Source organism: Lysinibacillus sp. (assembly GCF_032093475.1).
Classification (GTDB): Bacteria; Bacillota; Bacilli; order Bacillales_A; family Planococcaceae; genus Lysinibacillus; species Lysinibacillus irui.
The window spans coordinates 1-21286 of the sequence record NZ_DAMDAY010000078.1 but is presented as its reverse complement, the minus strand read 5'-3'; the positions used below and the strand labels follow the sequence as shown (position 1 = coordinate 21286).

Annotated in this window: 21 protein-coding genes and 2 pseudogenes; 9 read left to right on the top strand and 14 right to left on the bottom strand. The window is 33.6% G+C overall.

From position 1 onward, the window contains the following. From RT445_RS15745 to RT445_RS15735, 3 genes are all read right to left on the bottom strand, one after another. Positions 1-505 (bottom strand): prepilin peptidase (locus RT445_RS15745; protein WP_313470922.1); only part of this gene is annotated, 505 nt, incomplete at its 3' end. A gap of 283 nt (positions 506-788) precedes the next feature. Then, a complete protein-coding gene (locus RT445_RS15740; RefSeq protein ID WP_312505363.1) occupies positions 789-2861 on the bottom strand; it encodes a DUF2339 domain-containing protein in 2073 nt (690 codons plus the stop codon). Between the two features lie 81 nt (positions 2862-2942). Then, on the bottom strand, positions 2943-3194 hold the full coding sequence (locus RT445_RS15735; RefSeq protein WP_274796150.1) for a phage holin: 252 nt from the start codon (positions 3192-3194) through the stop codon (positions 2943-2945). 238 nt (positions 3195-3432) lie between these two features. Between RT445_RS15735 and RT445_RS15730 the strand changes: the two genes are divergently transcribed. The 5 genes from RT445_RS15730 (at position 3433) to RT445_RS15710 (ending at position 7233) form a co-directional block, all read left to right on the top strand. Then, positions 3433-4431, top strand: coding sequence for an acyltransferase family protein (locus RT445_RS15730; RefSeq protein WP_312505360.1), 999 nt, complete (start codon positions 3433-3435; stop codon positions 4429-4431). A gap of 121 nt (positions 4432-4552) precedes the next feature. Beyond that, positions 4553-4912: a GntR family transcriptional regulator gene (locus RT445_RS15725; protein WP_274796148.1), complete on the top strand. Its 360-nt coding sequence runs from the start codon at positions 4553-4555 to the stop codon at positions 4910-4912. A gap of 3 nt (positions 4913-4915) precedes the next feature. Further along, positions 4916-5779: an ABC transporter ATP-binding protein gene (locus RT445_RS15720; RefSeq protein ID WP_312505357.1), complete on the top strand. Its 864-nt coding sequence runs from the start codon at positions 4916-4918 to the stop codon at positions 5777-5779. Beyond that, on the top strand, positions 5776-6474 hold the full coding sequence (locus tag RT445_RS15715; RefSeq protein ID WP_312505355.1) for a hypothetical protein: 699 nt from the start codon (positions 5776-5778) through the stop codon (positions 6472-6474). The genes RT445_RS15720 and RT445_RS15715 overlap by 4 nt, the downstream gene beginning before the upstream one ends. Positions 6475-6657: 183 nt before the next feature. Then, positions 6658-7233, top strand: a complete 576-nt coding sequence (locus tag RT445_RS15710) for a CPBP family intramembrane glutamic endopeptidase (protein WP_312505354.1) — start codon at positions 6658-6660, stop codon at positions 7231-7233. Positions 7234-7422: 189 nt separating this feature from the next. Here the strand turns inward: RT445_RS15710 and RT445_RS15705 are convergent, their stop codons facing one another. From RT445_RS15705 to RT445_RS15695, 3 genes are all read right to left on the bottom strand, one after another. Then, positions 7423-8127 carry a DUF5694 domain-containing protein gene (locus RT445_RS15705; RefSeq protein WP_312505352.1) on the bottom strand — a complete coding sequence of 235 codons (705 nt, stop codon included), beginning with the start codon at positions 8125-8127 and terminating at the stop codon, positions 7423-7425. A 792-nt stretch (positions 8128-8919) separates the two neighbouring features. Further along, positions 8920-9339 carry a MarR family winged helix-turn-helix transcriptional regulator gene (locus RT445_RS15700; RefSeq protein ID WP_274796144.1) on the bottom strand — a complete coding sequence of 140 codons (420 nt, stop codon included), beginning with the start codon at positions 9337-9339 and terminating at the stop codon, positions 8920-8922. A 54-nt stretch (positions 9340-9393) separates the two neighbouring features. Beyond that, positions 9394-9945: a TetR/AcrR family transcriptional regulator gene (locus RT445_RS15695; RefSeq protein ID WP_274796143.1), complete on the bottom strand. Its 552-nt coding sequence runs from the start codon at positions 9943-9945 to the stop codon at positions 9394-9396. Between the two features lie 223 nt (positions 9946-10168). Between RT445_RS15695 and RT445_RS15690 the strand changes: the two genes are divergently transcribed. Then, a complete protein-coding gene (locus RT445_RS15690) occupies positions 10169-10897 on the top strand; it encodes a DUF981 family protein (protein ID WP_274796142.1) in 729 nt (242 codons plus the stop codon). Between the two features lie 675 nt (positions 10898-11572). Here RT445_RS15690 and RT445_RS15685 read toward each other — a convergent pair. Continuing rightward, positions 11573-12505 (bottom strand): DNA/RNA non-specific endonuclease, encoded by a 933-nt coding sequence (locus RT445_RS15685; protein WP_313470919.1) that lies wholly within the window; start codon positions 12503-12505, stop codon positions 11573-11575. A 784-nt stretch (positions 12506-13289) separates the two neighbouring features. Between RT445_RS15685 and RT445_RS15680 the strand changes: the two genes are divergently transcribed. Further along, on the top strand, positions 13290-13436 hold the full coding sequence (locus tag RT445_RS15680; RefSeq protein ID WP_274796140.1) for a YrzI family small protein: 147 nt from the start codon (positions 13290-13292) through the stop codon (positions 13434-13436). 506 nt (positions 13437-13942) lie between these two features. Here RT445_RS15680 and RT445_RS15675 read toward each other — a convergent pair. From RT445_RS15675 to RT445_RS15660, 4 genes are all read right to left on the bottom strand, one after another. Then, positions 13943-15046 carry a DUF4179 domain-containing protein gene (locus RT445_RS15675; RefSeq protein ID WP_312505345.1) on the bottom strand — a complete coding sequence of 368 codons (1104 nt, stop codon included), beginning with the start codon at positions 15044-15046 and terminating at the stop codon, positions 13943-13945. A gap of 11 nt (positions 15047-15057) precedes the next feature. Further along, the gene (locus RT445_RS15670; protein WP_312505344.1) at positions 15058-15597 is read right to left on the bottom strand and encodes a sigma-70 family RNA polymerase sigma factor; all 540 of its coding nucleotides are present in this window, start codon (positions 15595-15597) and stop codon (positions 15058-15060) included. Between the two features lie 307 nt (positions 15598-15904). Beyond that, the gene (locus RT445_RS15665; RefSeq protein WP_274796137.1) at positions 15905-16501 is read right to left on the bottom strand and encodes a GNAT family N-acetyltransferase; all 597 of its coding nucleotides are present in this window, start codon (positions 16499-16501) and stop codon (positions 15905-15907) included. Positions 16502-16754: 253 nt separating this feature from the next. Next, positions 16755-17039, bottom strand: coding sequence for a CD3324 family protein (locus RT445_RS15660; protein WP_274796136.1), 285 nt, complete (start codon positions 17037-17039; stop codon positions 16755-16757). Between the two features lie 611 nt (positions 17040-17650). Between RT445_RS15660 and RT445_RS15655 the strand changes: the two genes are divergently transcribed. Beyond that, the gene (locus RT445_RS15655; RefSeq protein WP_312505342.1) at positions 17651-18160 is read left to right on the top strand and encodes a DinB family protein; all 510 of its coding nucleotides are present in this window, start codon (positions 17651-17653) and stop codon (positions 18158-18160) included. A gap of 219 nt (positions 18161-18379) precedes the next feature. Here RT445_RS15655 and RT445_RS15650 read toward each other — a convergent pair. From RT445_RS15650 to RT445_RS15640, 3 genes and pseudogenes are all read right to left on the bottom strand, one after another. Continuing rightward, positions 18380-18499, bottom strand: a pseudogene (locus RT445_RS15650) (integrase); the annotation flags it as partial. Next, positions 18478-18998, bottom strand: a pseudogene (locus RT445_RS15645) (DUF2785 domain-containing protein); the annotation flags it as partial. The pseudogenes RT445_RS15650 and RT445_RS15645, both read right to left, overlap by 22 nt. 183 nt (positions 18999-19181) lie before the next feature. After that, positions 19182-20039, bottom strand: coding sequence for a LysR family transcriptional regulator (locus tag RT445_RS15640; RefSeq protein WP_312505340.1), 858 nt, complete (start codon positions 20037-20039; stop codon positions 19182-19184). Positions 20040-20161: 122 nt separating this feature from the next. On the opposite strand from RT445_RS15640, the gene RT445_RS15635 reads away from it, so the two are divergent. After that, positions 20162-21037 (top strand): DMT family transporter, encoded by an 876-nt coding sequence (locus tag RT445_RS15635; RefSeq protein WP_313470917.1) that lies wholly within the window; start codon positions 20162-20164, stop codon positions 21035-21037. Positions 21038-21286: the final 249 nt, after the last annotated feature.

The window sequence follows — 21286 nt, the reverse complement described above, 5'->3', positions numbered from 1 at the left end:
TCGATATCACCGCAATAACATATAGTATGCCAAAACCAACGACAGCACCCACAAGACAATCCCACCATGGTGTTAATGGCGATAGTACCCGACCTACAACGAGGAATGGTAAAAAGAATATAAGCACCCTATCTGGGATGAGCATATAGGCTAAATCCGAAACAATAATAATAACGAACAAGGAGATAAATAAAAGCGCTACAATAAATTCTATGCCCCAACCTAGCCGCCAATAAGCAAAGGCAAACAAAACACCTGTCCATATTTCTATTGCTGGGTATATCCAACAAATTGTATAGCCACAGCTTCGACATTTCCCCCCTAAAAACACATAAGACAATACTGGTACTAAATCAATCATCTTTAATTGTCTATTACAGTTAGTACAATGTGAAGGAGGATGGACAATCGATTCCTTCTGTGGGACGCGTAAACCTACCACATTATAAAAAGAGCCAAAGACAAGCCCAAATAAAAATATAAAGATTGTATAAGCCATTTCCATTTTTTTGACCTCCTAAACCAATAGGAGCCCATACAAATCGTATGGTTCACCTATCCATGTAAGTATTGTTCAATAACAAGTCCTTCTAACATTGTTAGGTTATTAAAGAATCTATTAAAATACTTGTCGCTATGGAAAATTTGGATAAAAACAATAGAGAATGAATGATGTAAGATTAGGGAAATGTTGAACTTTAAAAAGCGGGGAATATAGTAAGGTTTCGATATCATTTTAACATAATGTAAAAAGAGATTCCAAAATACATTGGAATCTCTTTTCTTCTTTATTTCCTCAACAACCTACCCGACAACAGCATGCCAATCCCACCAATTGTAATAAACAGAATTGCTCTAATTAATAAATCAAGTGCGGATAAGTCAAAGAATATAAGCTTAATAAACGCCATGACCAAAATGACAAAGCCTGTTGTACGGAGTGTTTTAAGATGATGTTTTGAACCAAGCCATAATGAAACACTGGCCGTCAAGAATAATGTGATCGTTGTAAGGGCAATGCTTAGCTTCCAATCTAGTACGTTATTATTCGTAAACTGATGAATCAGCCCCCAAATAGAAATCATTGTGAGTACAATACCAGAGCTTACAATAGCATCGACATATTTCCCTAGAAGATCTTCATACAATCGGTAAATAAGCCCTTTTACAAAGATATCTACGATGATGGCTACAATGACTGCAATATAAACAAATCTAGTGATAATATTTAAACTATCCATCATTGAAGTCTTGGTGCTAATCAGCAAAGAGAATAGGAGGAAAAATGCGCCGAGAACTGGTGTTAACGCTCGCCCTTTGTATGATTCGGCAACTAGTAAAGAGCCTGCAAATAGTGCAGCTAATGCAATACTCATCATATAAGGAATACCGTTTGTGACCACAAAATAAGCACTGTCTAGTTTGCCAATATAAGCTAAGAAATAGCCTGCTGTGGCCACTGCTAAAATATCGATGATGTATAAATCCTTCATGACCTTTTCAAATGGTGTAATTGTTTCTTTTGGACGTCTTGCATATAAATATATGACGATTAGGTAGATAATCGGCATGAATAAACTTAGATGATCTATGCTGAAAAATGGTTTTGGCTCATGAAAGACGTAGTTTAATGTAAATGTCAACACAAGGAAAAATGAAGTAACTACCTTCATGATACTTGCCCGTATACGTAAACTCATCATAACACCAGCAAATATAATGAGCGGATAAAGTAAATCATCTATGTTATTTGGTAAATTCATTAGAAGTACGGTATTACATAGTGTAATAAATGCCAGCGTGACAGCACTATCCAATACTTCCTGCCAATTTTTACGATAGCTATAAAACGCTATTGCGCCAAATAAAATCATCAAGGTAATGAGTAGTATTTCTCCATTTTCAAGCGAACGGATAATAAGATTCATCAATATTAAAGTAAAAGAGCCTAAAGAAAATTGGAGCCCTATATGTAGTGGCTTCCATTTTGATTGCACACGATACAGTAGACACCAAATTGCGTAAAAGATTGCCAGAATCACCAGTAAACCAAGTGCAAAAACAACTTGCTGATCACTATTCATAAACGCTACAATGCTCACTGCTAGAACAGAGAAGAATGTAGCTATATAAAGTGCAAGCTTTTGCTTGTGCTGATAAATGACCAATTGTAGTGCAGCAAACAATACGATCACAAATAGTAAAATAATGACGGCACTAAAATCCATATACTCTAGTAAATAAGGTAATAATAACGACGTAAAAGCAACAAAAATAGTGAGTGCTTCATTTTTCTTCAAATAACTAATGCCAATTCCATAGCCAATATACAGAATCGTAATGCCTAATGCAGGTGTTAGAGCGATGATTTCATACAAAATGGCACTTGCTGCTGTTGTTAAAATACCAACAATAAATGCCCCACCATATAGTGAAATTGTCATTGCAGCAGAGCCTACTTTTCTACGTTCCAATACGTAGGCAATGACCACCAATCCCACCGATAATGCATAGGCGAGGATGATTTTCACGCCATTCGATAAATAACCATAATCACTGACAAGTTTTAGTCCCCAAAGGACCCCCATCACTAAAATAACCATGAATACTTTTGGAAGTGCCCACATAACACGTTCCTCCATCGATGGCTGTGGTTGCACTTCTTTTTCCGTTACTTTGGACGGGATAGGCTTCGACTCCAGTGTGGGTTTTGGTTCTGATTGCTTGATTATCGATTGTCTGGCATCAAGAGTATTTATTTTTTCAGTGTTTTGAGTACGCTTTAGTGAAGACAACTCCTGACGTAAATCTGCCATTTCCTCCTCGAGCTTAGCAATTCTACGCTCCAATTCAATGGACATTCAATCATCCTCCCTACTTTATCAATTTTCTAACATTATAACATATTTACCCTTATTGTAAAATTACACTTTTAGTTTAATTTATCTCGGTCTCCTATACATTAGAGCACGCTCACTATCACTTGTGCCACGTGTCGTAGGATCTACAATGACACCCATTAACACAAGGATGGATAAAACTGTATTTAAAATCGATGAAATTTGCTCACTCATCGCAGCTGTTAAATCATAGCCAAAAATAGCCGCTACTTGTTGTGCGAGTAGGAGTAACAATGAAAATAGCCCTAGTAGAAATGGAATATGTTGAAGACGAACCTTCCAGTTAATTCTCATAAAAGCTCACCTCCCCCCCTCTTGCCACAGTATATGCATAGTAGTTATGTGACACATATGCAAAAATGGAACTCTTGCTAAGTTACTAGAGTTTTTTAATAATATTTTGTGGTCCAAACTATTTATGGAAGGAAAGCTAGGAAGGTTTTATCACGTATGTCATACACATATATTTAGTTAGGTTGCATCTTATAACTCGATGCCTCCCAGTTTACTGAAAACGAGGGTGATTGATTTGGTGTATGAGTGGAACGTTTTGCGGGTAATTGCTTGCTTAAGTATTGTATTATTACATGCTACAACCAATATTGAAACGATTAATGGCTATATTGATCAACCATACTATCAATTTTTTAGATTATTGTTATGTTTCGCTACACCAACCTTTATTTTATTGTCTATTTTGATCTTAGCTAATCGCTACCCAAATCAGCTACCTCCCCTTTTTTTATGGCGTCGTTTTCAGTTTATTGTTATGCCGTTTGTAGCTGCAGGTATTTTATATGCAGCCAACGCCGCTTTTCATTATGATGAAAACTTTTGGATTGCATTATATCGACATATTGTTTTAGGAGACTTTTCAGGATGGTTTGTCATGACGATCTTTCAGCTTTATATTCTCTTTTTTTTCATAAAAAAATGGCAGCTATCCAGTATCTGGTTTACTTCTATTTTTTTCTTACTAGGAATTTTTTATATGACTATTGCAAATTTGAATTTCGACTATTTCATCCAGAATGATCATTTTATGCGTTTGCTCTTTGTTGGTTGGCTTCCTTATTTTGCAATGGCCTATATCATTGGTAGTCATTATGAAAAAATAGCACGTTATCTTGTCAAATATAAATTCGTCACAGTCCTTTCCTTTATACTTGCAATGGCCATTTTATATGCAAACTATTATTTAGGTGCTCAGCAGATTACTTCCAGAAGAATCGATATTATGTTATTCGTTTTGACTATAACATTTTGTATATTAGCGTTTGCACAAAGTATGCCCAAGCTCTCTTATCTCCATATTTTAAGTCGCTATTCCTTTGGTATCTTTCTAATACACTGGCTGATCCAAGAATATCTTGCTCCTTATTGCGCATTACTACCTACTACCGCTCTTCAAGTAATTTCACTTTTCCTGTCCAGTTTACTTGTCTGTATGCTGCTTATCAAAATCATTTCGTACGTACCTTTAAGTGCCTATCTGATAGGTAAAGCTCATCAAAAGCCCTCTCAACATTGAGAAGGCTTTTTTGATGGAAAATAAATTTTTTAATTAATTTTGCCAAACAATTGACAGATGGCACCATAAGTTGTGTGGTTAATTACATAAGTAATCAACCAATTAACAAGTGAGGTGGATTGTGATTCATTCTTTAAATAACGAAAAACCAATTTTCCAACAAATTCGCGAAAGAATAGAAGATGCCATTCTAGATGGACAGCTACAGCCAGATGATCGCATTCCATCTACGAATGAGTTTGCAAAAGAATACCAAATCAACCCTGCAACTGCTGGGAAAGGCGTGAATGAATTAGTGGATAAGGGGATCATTTATAAAAAACGAGGTGTCGGAATGTTTGTACATGAGGACGCTAGAAAAATTTTAGTTACTGAGCGTAAAGAAAACTTCTTTCGTCAACATATTGAACCGTTGAAAAAGGAAGCTAGTCGTTTAGGCATTTCCGATGAAGAGTTACAAAGATTGATACAAGGGGGATAATGTATGAAGATTACTGTCAACAATGTCACGAAGTCATATAAACATAAATCCGCTTTACAAAATGTCACATTTACTATGGAGGGTCCGAAAATTATAGGTTTTTTAGGCCATAACGGGGCTGGTAAAACAACTTTTTTGAATCTGTTATCAGGACTCATCGCGACTACAAGTGGAGAAATTTTGGTCAACGGAGAAAATGTCTTTAATGCTCCTTCTACTTTACGTAATATTTGTTTTATCGCTGAAAGTGACAATTTCCAAGCAGAAATGACCATTGCGCAAACATTGAAGGCAAATCGCTTCTTTTATCCTAAATGGGATGAAGAGCTGGCTCAGGAACTGGTCCAAGTATTTGCTTTGAATCCAAAAGATAAGGTACGTAGTTTATCAAAAGGAATGGTCTCAGCACTTGGAATCATTACAGGCTTTGCGAGTCGTGCGGACATTACCATCTTTGATGAACCCTATATAGGCTTAGATGTGGCAGCAAGGAATACGTTTTATGATCTGTTAATTGAACAACAAACTGAAAATCCACGTTTATTTATTTTATCCACACATTTAATTGATGAAGCAAGCGAACTATTTGAGGAAATTTTTATTCTTCATGAGGGAGAGCTATTATTGCAAAAAACTGCTGAGGAGTGGTACGAACATATTGTTGCTGTAAAAGGTAGTGCTACAGATGTTGCTTCAGCAATTGGTGACTTAACAGTGATTTATCAGCATATGTTTATGCAAGAAATGACAGCTGTTGTTTATGCAAATGGCCAATTCATTGAAGGTCAGAACATATCGCTTGAATCAGTCTCTCTTCAAGACATGCTGGTTTATTTAAGTAAACAGAAAGTGAGGTCTATGAAATGAATACAATGAAAGGTAGTTTTTATATCTTATTTCAAAATTTCAAAAAACATAATATCATTTTTTGGAGCATTTTATTTTTAATTGTGCTATTGTCATTTTTCTTAGATGCATTTTTCGGTCAATATATATCTTTTGCAATTACCATTTCGATACCTGTTTACATTTTTTATAGTTCAATGGCAGCAAAGCTTTTAAATAGAACATTACCCTATTTTTTAAAGCTAGGGTTAAGTCGCCAACAATATATGGTCAATGTCGGGCTGTTTTTCATAAGTTGGAGTTTAGTTGGTGCACTAATCATTGCGAGTGCACAAAATATTATTACTTATGTTGCTACCCTACTAAACATCAAAAATAATATTATCATCATCCACCCACTCTTAATTTTTGATAACACCTATTCATTTTTACAAACCGCAGCATTTGATTCAGTCTTACTTCTATTCTGTCTTAATTCAGGCCTTCTTCTTAATGTCACTTTTTATCGCTTAGGTATTTTAGGCGGCTATAGTTTAATTGGCTTACTTGCTTTAGTTCCAATTTTAATGGTCGTGTTTGAATGGTTCACACCATTATTTGAGCTTTTATCTAATTCGTCCTTAAGCGCTATCTTAGGAAGCATTTTTATTTTAAGTATCTTACTCTATTTAGTTATTTCTACAAGCATGCGAAAGGTTTCTGTAAATCCTGTATAAATATAATAGGGAGAAATTTATCGAATGAATCAAAAATTAATATTTAAAATAGTTGCTTTAGAATTTCTTCTCATATTTTTCTATGTTATAAATGGTGCTTTTGTTTCTATTCTATAACCTTCAAGCCCTTTTCTTCAGTTTGCTTTGTTAATTCCACTTGCATTGGGGATTTTCATTTATATCATGATAAAAAAGAACTGGCAAAAGTATTTCTTTCATTCTTTTAAAAAGAATCAACTCTTCATCCTCTTACCACTACTTTTCATTTTATGTATTATCTTAGTGAGCGCAAAAGGCTTAAATTTGACTTCTATGAGCAATGTCATTGCTATGTTCTTGATGCAATTGCTTATTATAGCATTTATCGAAGAAACTATATTTAGGGGCATTTTGCTTAGAATGCTACTGACTAAAGGAGTAGCTACTGCTGTATGGGTTTCTAGTATTTTGTTTGGCGTCACACATGCCCTTCAGTTGCTTGGAGGTCAATCCTTAGAAGACACCATTATACAAATCATCTATGCACTATTAGTAGGTCTTGTTCTATCATTGCTTATCTTGGATGGTCAATCCATTATTGTAACAATTCTTTTCCATGGGTTTAATAATTCCTTTAACTTCATGGGCAATGAAGAAAGCTCTATGACGAGTGCTTATCTCATTATTTTTGTGTTCTTTGTCTATATGCTCTTTTTATGGAGACGTGTAAAAAAAGGCCACTCAATTAATTTTATGAAAAATGTCAAGTCTACCCTGTAAAATAAAAGATAAGTGAATGTATAATAGATTATCTTTAATATTATACATGATAATTGGTACATTACTTTTATTTAGTGGTGTACTTTTTTGTATAGTTGTCCTCTTATACACTATTCCTAATTCCTTTTATATTTAAAAAGAGAACTTATGAGAATAATGAACCATTTAAACATCTAAAGAAAAAACCTTTTAGGATAAATAACTTAGTGGAGGGACCACCTCACAAATCTCACTCTCTTCAAGAAATTTAGTAACTATATTTGTATGCGAAGCACCTACTATAAATAAAATACGTTCCTCTTCCGTATCAATTAGACGGGTTAAATTAGCAAACATAATCAAATTCCTCTTATACCACCAACTTAGCCAGTCCATACCAACATATTTATTAAGACCACCAATACGTGCCATATTTACATACATTTTATGCAATTTATTAAGAAAAATGGGAGCGTTTAATGCTTTATAATAATCTATTATACTTTTATCTTCCGACAATTCAGGAAATACAAGACCCTCAAATATTTCATTTAAAAGTTCTGGTTGATTTTCTTTTGCCCAACTTTCAACTTCTGCATAACCCATGTCCGATTTACCCATCCAATCGGTTGGATAAATCTGTTCATGCCCCATCTTTAAACCTAATCGGAAGCCTACTTGAAATATTTCGTTCATCTCTAATTTATGTACACCTGATTTATACTGTTTATATTTCTCATTACAATATTCACTTTCCTCTGGTACCATTTCAACTGCAATCTTCGTTGGTTTAAACCTTGCCAGTTTAGATACTAAGTCCACTATTTCATTTTGCCTTCTTTCAGAATTTAAACCTTCATGTTCAGACATATGAAAAGTTCCAAGTATAAGGACTTTCGCTTTTTCTACATTCATTGAGAATCCTCCCTTTATTCATTAACCTGCATCGTTAGTTTAAGTAAGTTATTTCGCAGTCTAAAGTAAACTCTAACACAAATAACCATTTTATTGAAATTGATTTTAAACAATCTGTCCCATTATTGAAAAAGTCAAGTAAGTATAAGGGTAGCCAGATTTTTGACCTTTTTGTTTTTGGTCATATTATAACGGTAGTCAGGGTAGAAGGTAGCGCCCGTGGGACCCGTTCCCGTCCGCAAAAGTATAAGGATTTTTTATTTATTCAAAGTTTATGTAATTATAAAAATAATAATAATTAGCGCATTATGATAATGCTTAAGGCTTTCGTTTTGTATTACAAATTGCACTTTCAGTTAATTGTCGTTCTTCTTTGTACACGCCTCGCCTTCCCTTTAATAAATTTTCTTCAGGGTTAATAGGTCCGAATTAAGACCCCATATACTATAAGGATTGGTAGTATTTTCTTTCATAAAGAAACCTCAAAAAAGCTTAGGAATACTTCCTAAGCTTTTCGACGTTTCACGAATAACTGATTATTAACGTTCTTACAACTTTTGCATTTGGAGAATGGCCTCCAAATCAATCAAAAATAGCAAGATTACTATAGTCATTTAAAATTACTTGACACTAGGCAGCTACTTCAATAGTACATAGCTGTAACATAATTTATCTTCAAGAACGTTGGAAAGAAGTTAAATTTCCCTATCCCATGGACAAAAATTACATGCTATAGCATATAGTGTTAAGAAAAATCCTTTATAAATAGCAAAATATCTATAGGGTCAGGTATTAGTAACGAGTATCATATAATTTGTTTAATAACGATTTTAATTGTTGGATTTCTCCCTTGCTTAAATTACTCGAAACGACATGATGAGCATCTTTGACTACAGAAAGAATTGTTTTTTTTATCTCTTCACCTTTTTCAGTTAGGAAAAGATAATGCGAACGTCTGTCTTGCTCATTAAAAACCTTTTTTACAATACTCTTTCTCTCCATTGAATGTATCATTCTTACAACAGTTGTTTGATTTTTATCAATTGCTTCTGCCAACTCTTTTTGAGTAGTGCCTCTTTGGCTACTAAGAACACTAATGATACTCCATTGTTCTGGGGTAATTCCATAAGGTTTCAACACCTTAGTAAAATAATTTGTCATTTTTACATCAGTACGATGAATAAGATACCCTAATAAATCATGTAAATCCATATAACACCTCTTTATATGCTATAGCATATATTTTATCTACCTTATAGAAAAAATTCAATCAATCTCATACATTATTGAAGGAATTACCAATTTAATAAATTCTTCTGGTGGTACTGTACTATTCCTTCCCCATTCTAAAGATGCTCCGTAAATTCCCCAACTTAACATGGTAGTAGTAAGCTTTAGGGCTTCCTTATCTTTAGTAGGGTGTTGATTCAACAACATTTTGTAAAATATGATTTCAAGCTGTTCCCTAATAATACGAGCAATAGTATCTTCGTAACCTCTATGGCAACGATGGGATAATGACTTATGGAAATTTGTAATTGCTTTGAAAATGTTCACTAATGCTTCTTCATTTAGTTCGTTATTTTGGTAGTATTCACAATCCAAATTAACTAACAATACCTCCGATAATACCTTTTCCAATAAGTCATATATATCCTTAAAATGATAATAAAAAGTTGCACGATTAATCATGGCTTCTATTGTTATATCCTTTATGGTAATATCCTTAAATTCCTTTTTCCCTGAAAGTTCAATGAAAGAATCCATAATTAATTTACGAGTACGTAAAACCCGAAGGTCCGTCTTCGATTGCGTCATATGTTTCCACTCCTATTTTTTCAACAAAATCTTAAATGTGTTGTATAAACAACAAATCCATAAAATTATTGGTTTTGATCTTGTTCATTATGACTTAAAATTCAATTGCAATGCAAATAAAGTAATTTGCTGTTATCTTGTTGACAAATTTGTGACAAGGGAATAGAATTTATTTGCAATTAAAATATCTTGAATTCAAGATAATTAAGAAGGAGTTTTTTATATGATTATCGATTGGTCAGTTACAGCTGTCTATAACACCATCATGTCAGTATCAGCTGGGATTGGATTATTACTAATTATTCGATTTGGTTCCCATTTAGCTAAAGAAAAAGTGGGACAACTAGAAGGTTGGGCAATAGGATTTGGAATACCAGGGTTTATATTAACACTAACAGGAGCTCATATGACCCTTACTTGGCCATTGTCAAAGATTGGCTTCCCATTTGATGATATTATATTCGGTGAGACTTCACTAGCTTTTGGCATTCTGCTTCTGGCTGTATCAGTCTTATTATGGAGAAAATCTAATCTATATTTAAAACAAGGTATAAATATGAACGATTCAAAAATAGTTTCCAATACTTTAAGTAAGGAATTGCCATATTTGATAAAACCATTATCTTATTTTGCTGCGGCAATGGGGCTAGCACTTATTTCAATCGCATTTGCAGGTATCGGATTCCAACTATTCGCAGCTCCACCAGAAGAACCAATATCAGGCGCCTTTGCGGATTACCCAATGCTAGAGGCAACTTTTATGTCAGGATTATTTGCGATTATAGGGATTGGAGCAGTATTATTTCCTTTTGCCTTAAACAAAAACGCAAATCCAAACTTTGCTAAAGTTATTAAATTCCTTTGGACAGTAGCAGGTATCGCCTTTGTTTTATTTGGAGCAATGAATTACTTTACACATATTGGTTTGATCGTAAATACAATGCCTAAATAGTATTGATATAGCTTTATAATAAAGTTTGGTTGTGAATTTTCTACAGTTAGGAATTCTCCCCCAACAAAAAACTCACCCGTTACGGGGCACCTGCCCAACCGAATAATAAAAGCTTAGGAACTAAATCCTAAGCTTTTCATTATTTTATTCTCTTAATAGTGGGTAACGCTCGAATTAAAATCGTCAAATGAAGATGGATCGGCATGATAGAAGATAACGTCACCTTCCTACAGATTAAACGTATGTCCATAGCTGTCAACAAAACTATTCTTGTAGCCCTCCATACCTGTCCACTGGCTCATATAGTGAACTTTGTAGAAGAAAAGATACAGATTATTAAGATCGCCCTCTTGATTGTCTCATTTTCGAAATTCACTATAGTAAAACCATCTCTTAAGAACAATGGATGATTTTCATTCAGCATCCCTACACGCCACGCTTCTTGAATATTCGAATTCTTTGGCACCACATATAGTTTAGCTGGTGAATATACTCTCCATGCCACGTTTGTTCTTTCGTAACGATTTCTTTCTTAAAGGACCGCTTTTATTTTGTTGTTATTTACTTAACAATCGTCGGCTCCGTTAATTCAAGAAGAACAGAACAGTTTATTTAACAAGAGCCTCGATTGTTTCTATATCTGTGATCAATTACTTTGCCTTAGGTTCTAGGTGCTTATTCCCCTACCATACCGTCGTTATCATTATCATGCATATATGGATATAACCAATGATCACTCGTTATTGGCATACTATAACCTGCTGCTTTTGCTTCTTTAATCGTTACTTGATCATTTCCATCTGTATCAATGCTAGAAATATCTTTAGTTCCATTCAAAGCATTGAACTTATTAGAACTTGTTGACTTAGTTGATTTACTTTCAGTTAATCCAAGAGATTTATTTATTTCATCTGGGTTACCGTTATCAAACTCATCTACAATTTTATTCCCTTTTAAAGTGTAAGTGTATTTGTAATGAGAAGGAATCTGCGTTTCCGTATTAGGATATGTGATTATTGCTTCAAAATTTGTAGCTCCACCAGCTTTACGAATAGCGTCTTCCATATATGCTTGATCACCATGGCGGTTAAGCGTACTATTTTGTGGGGTAATATTATAAGCATTTGATACCCCACCAAGAGAATCTGCAATAATATGTCCTTCATCTAAATCTGTTCTTTCAACACCAGGTACTTTTGCTTCATCAGCGTAGTATCTGCCAGACGATGTTACAGGCTCGGTACGATCATCTTGTAAAACGATTTTGTTTGCAATGACACGGACTAATTGCCCGTGTTCATTCGTAAAGGACCAATACTCTCGATCCCCAAAACCAATGTCTACGACCACGTTCGGTTCGCGATATCCAGACAAATCACCACCGTCAACTTCAATTAGTTTGTAACCTTTGAACAGTGAATCTTTTGATTGAGTTGATGTTTCCTCTACTACTTGTTCAGTCGTAGCATTTTCTTTATCACTATTTTTTGTTGTTACTTCTTGTAATTCAGCTTTTCCATCAGTATTCGATGCATCTTCTACGTTAGTACAACCAACTATAAAGATGGCAGTTAGTAGTAAGATTAAATAGCTTATTTTCTTTTTCATTTTAGGACTCCTTCTAATTTTTCAATAAATTTTCTAGAGATTTTTGATTAAAACATAAATTAACATTGTTAACCTATTTAAAATAGTATATTACAATATTAATTTTATTACAGTAGATACTTAGTTCGATATGTAGTGTTAAATTCAAATAAAAACAATTTAATTTTTAGTAAAAACAACAAAAAACCCTAACTAGGGGATATCACTGAAGACAAAACTAAAAGAAAATCAAAATAAAACTCTAATTAAGATTAATATACGAGAAAAAATTCGAGTAAAGGACATCAAAATTACCCTTTAAAAAGCCACCCTTTACTTTAAGTACTAAAAATTCTCAAGCCTTAAAAATTCTAAACGACTTCTGAAATCTCTGTCTTAATAATAATTATGTTTTTTGGCTTTAAGTCTTCTATATCTTCTCTTTACTACAAGGTAAAGTAGCAAAGAGTTTTTCTAGTCATCATTAACTAAATCAGGGAAACTTAGTAAAAGATGTTTACAAACAACTTAAAGATGGATATAATTACAAAGTAATCAAAAAATTCTTAAGGAGGTCGAATGAAATGATCGTTATCGTTAAATTGATGTCATTGGTAGTTACAACTTCAGTAAAAATGAAACACACACATTCGACCAGATCGGAATGGATCGCTTAAGGTTTTTTATATTTAAGCATACCCATACCGCAGGGAGAAGTGTGCCCCTGCGGTATTTTTGTGCCTTTTTTCACCGTAGGGGAGTCTCTCTACGGTTTTTTTGTGGTAATTTAAGGAGGTGATAATAAATGATATTAAACATTTTTGCTCTCACGATAACCATTACAAAACGTGAGATCTCTCTTGAGAAAGCACTTCATGATGAATACGTGAAAAAAATCTTTGAAGAGAACCGAAGAAAAGTAGAAAATTATATTCGTATTCGTCAATTTTAATTTTGTTCTTTAAAAAACATGAAAGGTGGGAATTGAAATGATTTATTTAATTAAAAGACGACATGCAGTTTTATGGCTGGAGAAAGACACAACCACCAGATGAAGTAATATAAAGTGACAATATAGCTATTTAATTTTATAACCAGTAAAGCTAACCCGTTCTAATCTAGGACGGGTTGCTTCAGAAGGTATTCTGCACTTTTTTCAGCGATATTTTACACATACAACTTGATGTAGTTTAAGAAAATGCGGAATTACAATGTTAGGGAAATTCTAATTCTAAAAAGTGTAATTCCTCGATACTAAAATTAAATTTAGGAATTTTTTCTTAATTCCATTATTCTGCCCCGTTATCCATCCATGTAGCGCAAAAACAGCGCCCTTTAATGGGATAACTAAAATATGGGCTTATTCCTAAAATCGCTTATAGTTCTAAATAAGCTATGCAAGGTACTCATTGATTAGTTCGTACAGAAGGTTAGCTTTGCCACACTTTCTGTACTTTTTTATTCTTGTGAGTTAATTGGTATTGTTATTTCTAGTTCTGGAACGTATTGAATGACTGGGTCACCATTTTCATCCTCTTGATATGTTCCTTTTGAGTCGTCGTTATAAAGATAGATATACGGTTTGATTGTAATGGCTTTTGGTAAAGTTTCAAATGGATGTAACCGTAAATCCATGATGAAATCGCTATTTCCTTTATTTGTCTCACGGCGACCATTGCCATTAATTAGTTTTAGTTCATTCCCTTGTTCATCATAAACTTCGATACTTATTCCTTCCCGGAAATCTACAGAAGTTGATTTATCAAGCAAGGCTATTCTTGTCGTAATACTAGTTGTAATAGGAGTTAGCATAATTTGTTCAATAGTAAACCGATTATTCTTGTACTTTCTACTTATATTAGGTTGTAGGTTTACATAGTTACCAATATCACTCACTGGAATATCTATTTTAAAAGGTTCAGAGATCCCAGTTATTGTAGCAGATAATGTCAAATTAAATTGCTTTGGAAAAGGACTTCCACCTTGGTTTTTCAAATCTGCAAATTCAAGAATTACGGAATTCTTATCCTTACTTGGTTGTTCAAAAACACTACTAAAATTGGTGTGATTCAATGGTTCACCATTTAGTAAAAATTCAATATTACTCATTTGATCTGATAAACTTTCTTTTGAATATTCACCTTCTATATGATGGCGTTCAATCCCAATTACAACCCGTGTACCGTCATACACTACTTCTGTTACATTTAATGTAAAGCTTTCATGCGTAGCGCTTATATTCAATTTTGTTGAGAGTCCCTTTTCATCTGCGGCGTGTAAACCAAGATCCCCTGTAAATTTAAAAACAGATGATAATAAAGGCACTTCTTTCATCGTCGCAGCCATCGTTGGTGAAATTAAACCTGTAACAATAATCAAACTAAAAATCATTGCTACAGTTGCTGTAACTCCTAAATATTTCTTTACGTGAGATGGCTTTTCTTTACAAATTTTTTTCAATATACGCTTTTCCCATTTCTTTTTCTCGAAGTTTGTAAGGTTTTGTTCTTCATACTGTTCCAAATCTATATTCATATCATTTAAATCTTTATAAATAGACATATTCTCACTCCTCACACCCCATTTTTTTGAACTAAAATACTTTTAAGCTTTTTACGTCCTCTGGAAAGCTTGTTATAAACCCAAGACTCTTTCGCATCAAATTCTTTTGCTATTTCACTTGAAGGGGTTCCTTCTAAATAGTATTTTTCAAAGATTTTCCGCTCACCAGCTGACAATTGCTCAAGGAGTTCCTCAACGCAATTTTCTTCTGATGGTTGTTGTGCTTTTACCAAGCAATCATCAATTTCTGAAACTAAAAATTGCTGATTTTGTATGGTAATTTGTCTTCTTTGATAATCAATTGCTTTATACTTTGCAATCGCTGCAATCCAATGTTTGAATGAATTTTTCTTAGGATCAAAGGAATGAATATTATTCCATATCGATAATAAAACATCATCAAGGCATTCTTCATAATCTTGCTGCTGGTAATTTAAATGACGTTTAATGATTGCTGTAAGTAAACCACCATACTGATTAATAATAAAAGGAATTGCTTTTTCATTTTTTTTCTGTATGTGTTGTACAACATTGTTCTCTGTAATTTTCAATTGTTCACCCCGCTCAATGAATATTGGTACCTACTATGTAATACGAAATGAATACGATAAATCTATCACAAAAGAAAAAAATAATAACAGAAATATCAAATTTGAAAACCTACAATCCTTCACAATCTTATCTATACTCTAAGATAAAAATCCAATTTTTTTTAAGGTATTGTTCAACAATCTGGCCCTTAAATGGAAAAAGACACATTCCTTATTAAAGAAATGCGCCAGAACATTCCGTCCACTTATTACAGGGACGCTGCTTGGTTAGTAAGTAAACGTCTATATTATTGTTGAAACACTCCCACTAGTTGAATATTTCAATAGCCTTAGTGGTTTTTTCCCTTTCTTTCCAATCCTTTTTGTTAAGGGTGTAATGAAAATGAATTTGGTCTTCAATTTCAATTTCTCCCTTAATACGAAATCCGCACTTTTGGATAACTTTATTTGAGCCTAAATTGTGAGGTAGAACAACTGTATTAAGTAGCTCTACATCTGTATTCTCAAACAAATATTTTATCAATCCTTTTACTGCAGTTGTTGTGTATCCACGACAACTGTATTGCTTTGAAATTGCATAAACAATTTCTCGGTTTGGTTCACTTAGCTCTTCTTTAATACCTGTATTGCAGAAACCAATAAATTCTCCAGTTTCCTTCAATATAATTCCCAACTTTAAATAATTAGCACCACTAATATTAGGTACAGCTAACAAAAACTTTTTATTGTCTGGTATTTCATAATTCGTGACCCAGTTTAATCGTTGTTCTTTTGTTGAACGCCAATCTGGCAGAAAATTATAAACTTCAGGTTGTGAAGTAAGCTCATAAATAGCATCAGCATCTTCAATTCTAAATTCTCTCAGTAATATGTCACCACAATCTATTGTAAATAAATTGTTCATATCTATCCCCCCTATTCATTTTTTTTGCACAAAAAACAATTCCTTAAGTAACAATGTCCGCCCAATATATACTTCCACTTCAGTTAAATAATCTAGATAAACTACGCTTAGGTCTCAAAAATCAATTACTGGTTCCCCTTACCTTTTATAAGAGTTGATTAGATTATATCTGACTTACATTACTTGAAAAAACCTCAAACTTATTTCATAAAAAAAAATAAGCCAATGCGGCATAAAACCACATTGGCTTAATTTAAAAATTCGTTCTTTTTCTTTTTTCTTTTAATACAATTCTTTGAATACTTTTTGATGACAAATAATATTTTTCACACAAAGAAGCTATATTCAACCCCGATAGATAATCATTATATATATTAGAATTTCTTAGATCCAATTCTCCTCTGGTTGCAGTACTGGACCCCCAACTCTTTTTATTATCTTTTCTTCGTGGGATATAAATATATTCACCATCAATATATTTCTGTATTAACTCCACCAACTCAGTTGGAAGTATATGCTTTGCTTTTTTATAGCTCATTTTTGCACTCCTAAATTTTTAGTATTTCTTTTAGGAAGAGCAAAGGCTACTTTCAATTAATTTATTATGCAATAGCCTTTGCTATGCAAAAAAAGTATATCTTCTCATACACTCAATCCTCCTTGCAATTTTAGATTTTAATACAATTTCGCTTTACATTTAATACATATTATACCATCTCTATTTTTGATTTATAAGATTTCAATCCGTTATTCTGATTCAAAAATTAGTTGTTTCAAAATAAATATTAACACTTTATTGTTAAACGAACCTACTTCGTTAGTTTAAGTACATTACTTCGAAAGCGTTTTTACATAAATATCAAATAAAAAAATTATCTAACCTCTAAAAAATATATAGAGGAGAGCCGTACAAATTATCGATCTTTATTATAAATAATCAATCTTTATTACAAAGCTACAGGTTTATTTTATTCAACAATATTGCCCTATTGCAGAAAAAGGCACAATTCATCTTCAACAAATGCGCCCGATTATTGAAGATATTTTCAAAACGATAATGAAAATAAATATTAAATAAAGGAAATATCCTCTCGAAAGTAGAATATTACCCTACAACCATAATTAACTATTCCGATGAGGAGGATTCTTGTGCGTCCACGACCATTATTTATTGAAAATCCAGAGCATGATAGGTATGTTAGTCTTGTACCAGATGGAGATATTGAAGAAATACTTAGTAAGCAACGAACTAAGACTCTTACCCTCTTAGGCAGCGTATCAGAGGAGTTAGCAAGTAAGACGTACGCACCAGGGAAATGGACTTTAAAAGAAGTGATTGGGCATATGACCGACTCGGAACGTGTGATGTCGTATCGAATGCTTGCCATTGCGCGAAATGAAGGTGAATCACTCCCATCAATGGATCAAGATCAATACGTTTCAGCGGCAAACTTCAACAAATTATCTTGGGAACAGTTACTAGCTGGTTTAGACACAGTACGCTCCAATACGTTAAGCCTGATTTCAACTATTGATGAAGCTGCGTGGGTTCGTAATGGAACTGTAATGAACAGCCCAGTTTCGGTAGGTACCATTGCATATGGCATTGCCGGGCACGAGTTACACCATATGAAAGTGATTAGTGATAAATACTTATAAGTCTCTTTCTATTAATGAAAAAACCTAATTTCTCATTTTTAATACTGAGAAATTAGGTTTTTTAATAGTGAAACTTCCTTAGCGTTATAAATCCACAGTCTTCCTGACGCTATCTCTATTTATAAATTTCCTATTTTATATAATTTCTTATTCAATTATATGGCCCTATAACAAAAAAACACCCATTTCTACATGAGTGTCTTAATTGAATGAAAGTTTTTAAAAGTATTTACTGTATAAATCCTGTCTTAGCTTTCCGCTTAGCTGAGTGTATATCTTTGTAGTCTGACTCTTTTCATGACCCAGTATACTTTGAATTACATCAATTGGCGCACCGTTTTTCCCCCGGCTATCTGTCCCCTTCTGAAATAGAGACTGTGTAAAAATTCTTGCTGTTCACGCGAGCAATCACCTGACAGCGACTTCTCGGCCAATCGTAGCATTGCGCTAAGCAGCTAATCCAATCAGCAATTTCTTGATGTTGCATTAACTCTTTGTCAATCATCGTATCCACGATATTGATCAACCGCTCATCATCTTCATCACTAAAAATATGTCTTCCATTAAGTAGCATGCCAGAAATAGCGACAAGAACCTCACGTAGCATCGCAACGCTGCTTTCCTCGCACTGCACCAACTCAACAAAAACATCTGCACCGTGAGATGCGCCGTGAGCCCAGCCTCCTACTGAAAGGTAACCCCGCAGATCCTTCTCCTCATTGTAATAACGGAGCATTGCTTGCATTAATTGCTTATTTTCTTCTTGATTTAAAAATGGATTTTGTCTGTGGCGTTGTATAATCAAAGCGATAGGCAAGGCAGAAAACGTCCTTGTAAACCCAAATTATCCCTCCTCGGATTGTTAGACAGATAAAGGTTAATTAAGTTACCTATTTGTTCCATAAAGTGTCACTATTTATGAAGAAAGATGCTTTCCTTATTTCAGAAAAATGGCCCTTTAAAAGAAAAAGACGTGTTTCTAAATAAACGCACCCGTTCGTTGAACAAACAAGTTTTCCAGTCATCCCTGTACATGTTTTCTAACCATTTCAATAAACGCTTTGACCGCAGGAGACAGCCATTTGTTCTTATGATACATCAAATAAGTAGCAATTTTACCACCGGTTTGATACTCCATCCCCGATAAATTTTTTTCACTAAGCTCATTTTCCACCGTAACGTATGGCAGCATGGATATTCCAAGTCCACTGATTATTGATTGTTTAATGGCCTCAATACTCCAGAATTCAATTGTCGATTTTGAAGGAATATTATATTCCTGAATAAACTGTTCAAACAGAAACCGATAGCTGCACCCCTTCTCTGTGTAAAGTAAATTGCTACATGTATTATTCCAATCAAAATCATTCGGATACAAAAACATCATCCGTTCATCCCAAAGTTTTTCTGTCAGTATGTCTACATCATTTAATTCATTTCCCAATAAAAACGAGATATCTGCATTCCCAGTAGTTAATTCTTCTTTAAAATTCAATGGATCTAAATGATGCCATTCAATATTTACATTTGGATATTTATCCTTAAATTCTTTAATTATCGGTGGAAAACGATAGATCAATAATGCTTCAGGGGCCGAAATAACAATATCTCCACCAACCTCTCCATTTACGGAAGTGACTTCTTTTATATCTTTGTAAAGTTGAAGCATTTTATTGGAATAGGGTAATAGTTGTTTTCCGGTTTCTGTTAAAATGATTTGTTTACCGATTCTATCGAAAAGTGGTTGATCGAGTTCAATTTCAAGGGATTTAATATGTGAAGTGATCGTTGATTGTGCATATCCTAGTTTGTCTGCAGCTTTTGTAAATCCACCAGTTTCAACTATCGTTTTAAAAGTTTTCAAATGGCGTATTTCCATTAACCAATTCCTCCTTCCAATCCATCAGAAAACATGATGGATATAATTCAAATTATCAATTTTATTAATTGAATGCAAATACTTATACTTGAAGCTATATTACATAAAGGCAGTGATAAATGATGAAAATAAATAAAGTAGGGATATTTTATGCTTTTATTTGGGCGAGTGGAGCAATCGCCACTAAGATAGGTCTTTTTTCAGCCAGCCCTTTGATTTTTGCTTCTGTACGATTGCTATGTGCAGGAGTTATACTGTTTTTGTTCGTATATATCTTCAGAAACTATCCATATCCTAAAGGGTCGGAATGGGCAAATTTAATAATACTTGGTATTTTAAATACAACTCTTTATGTTGGCTGCTCGTTCCTATCCCTTGCGTATGTGGATTCCACAATTTTTAATTTATTTATTACAATAAATCCATTTATTGTAGCTTTTCTTGCCTCCATTTTTCTTCATAGAAAGATAGGACAAAAAGAAATTCTAGGAATGGCCATTTCTGCATTTGGAATCATGATTGCTATTATTCCTTATTTAGAATCATTGAATGCCACATTATTTGGGCTAATTACTCTGGGAGTAGGAGTATTATCCATGGGCATTGGAAGTGTGTTTTATAGTAAAATACAACTGAATCTGCCTCAAATTGTCGTTAATACCTGGCAAATTATTTTCGGCAGTTTAATAGCAATCCCCTTTGTTTTCTTATTAGAGCCGGATTTTTATATTCAGTTTGATCCATATTTTTTGATCGGACTATTTTGGCAGGTTGTTATGACTTCTATTATTGCTATGATCCTTTGGTTTTACCTGCTTAAATTTGATGCTGTTAGAGCAAATAATTTTTTATTTCTAACACCTATTTTCGGTTACATCTTATCGGCAATATTCTTAAATGAGATGCTTACTGTTTACCATTACGTGGGTGCTTTATTCGTTATTGCAGGTACGTTCATTAGCCAGTCAATGAAAAAACGACAACATGGAAAAACATAGCTCGTCTAAATATCAAAGAAAAAATTAAAAAAAGTTGCATATCGAGTTATTTCTTGAAGTGAATTATTCTTTAAAACCTAACAAAAATCTTGGCTACTTACTTCACTATTAAGTATAACTGTTAAAAGAAATAAATTTTATTTTTGCACAAAGGTTTTTCAAGATAATGGACCTATAACAAAAAACACCCATGTCTGATCTGACCCAAAAAAGTTAGACATATTTAGTTAAGCTACTTCTAAGACCTGA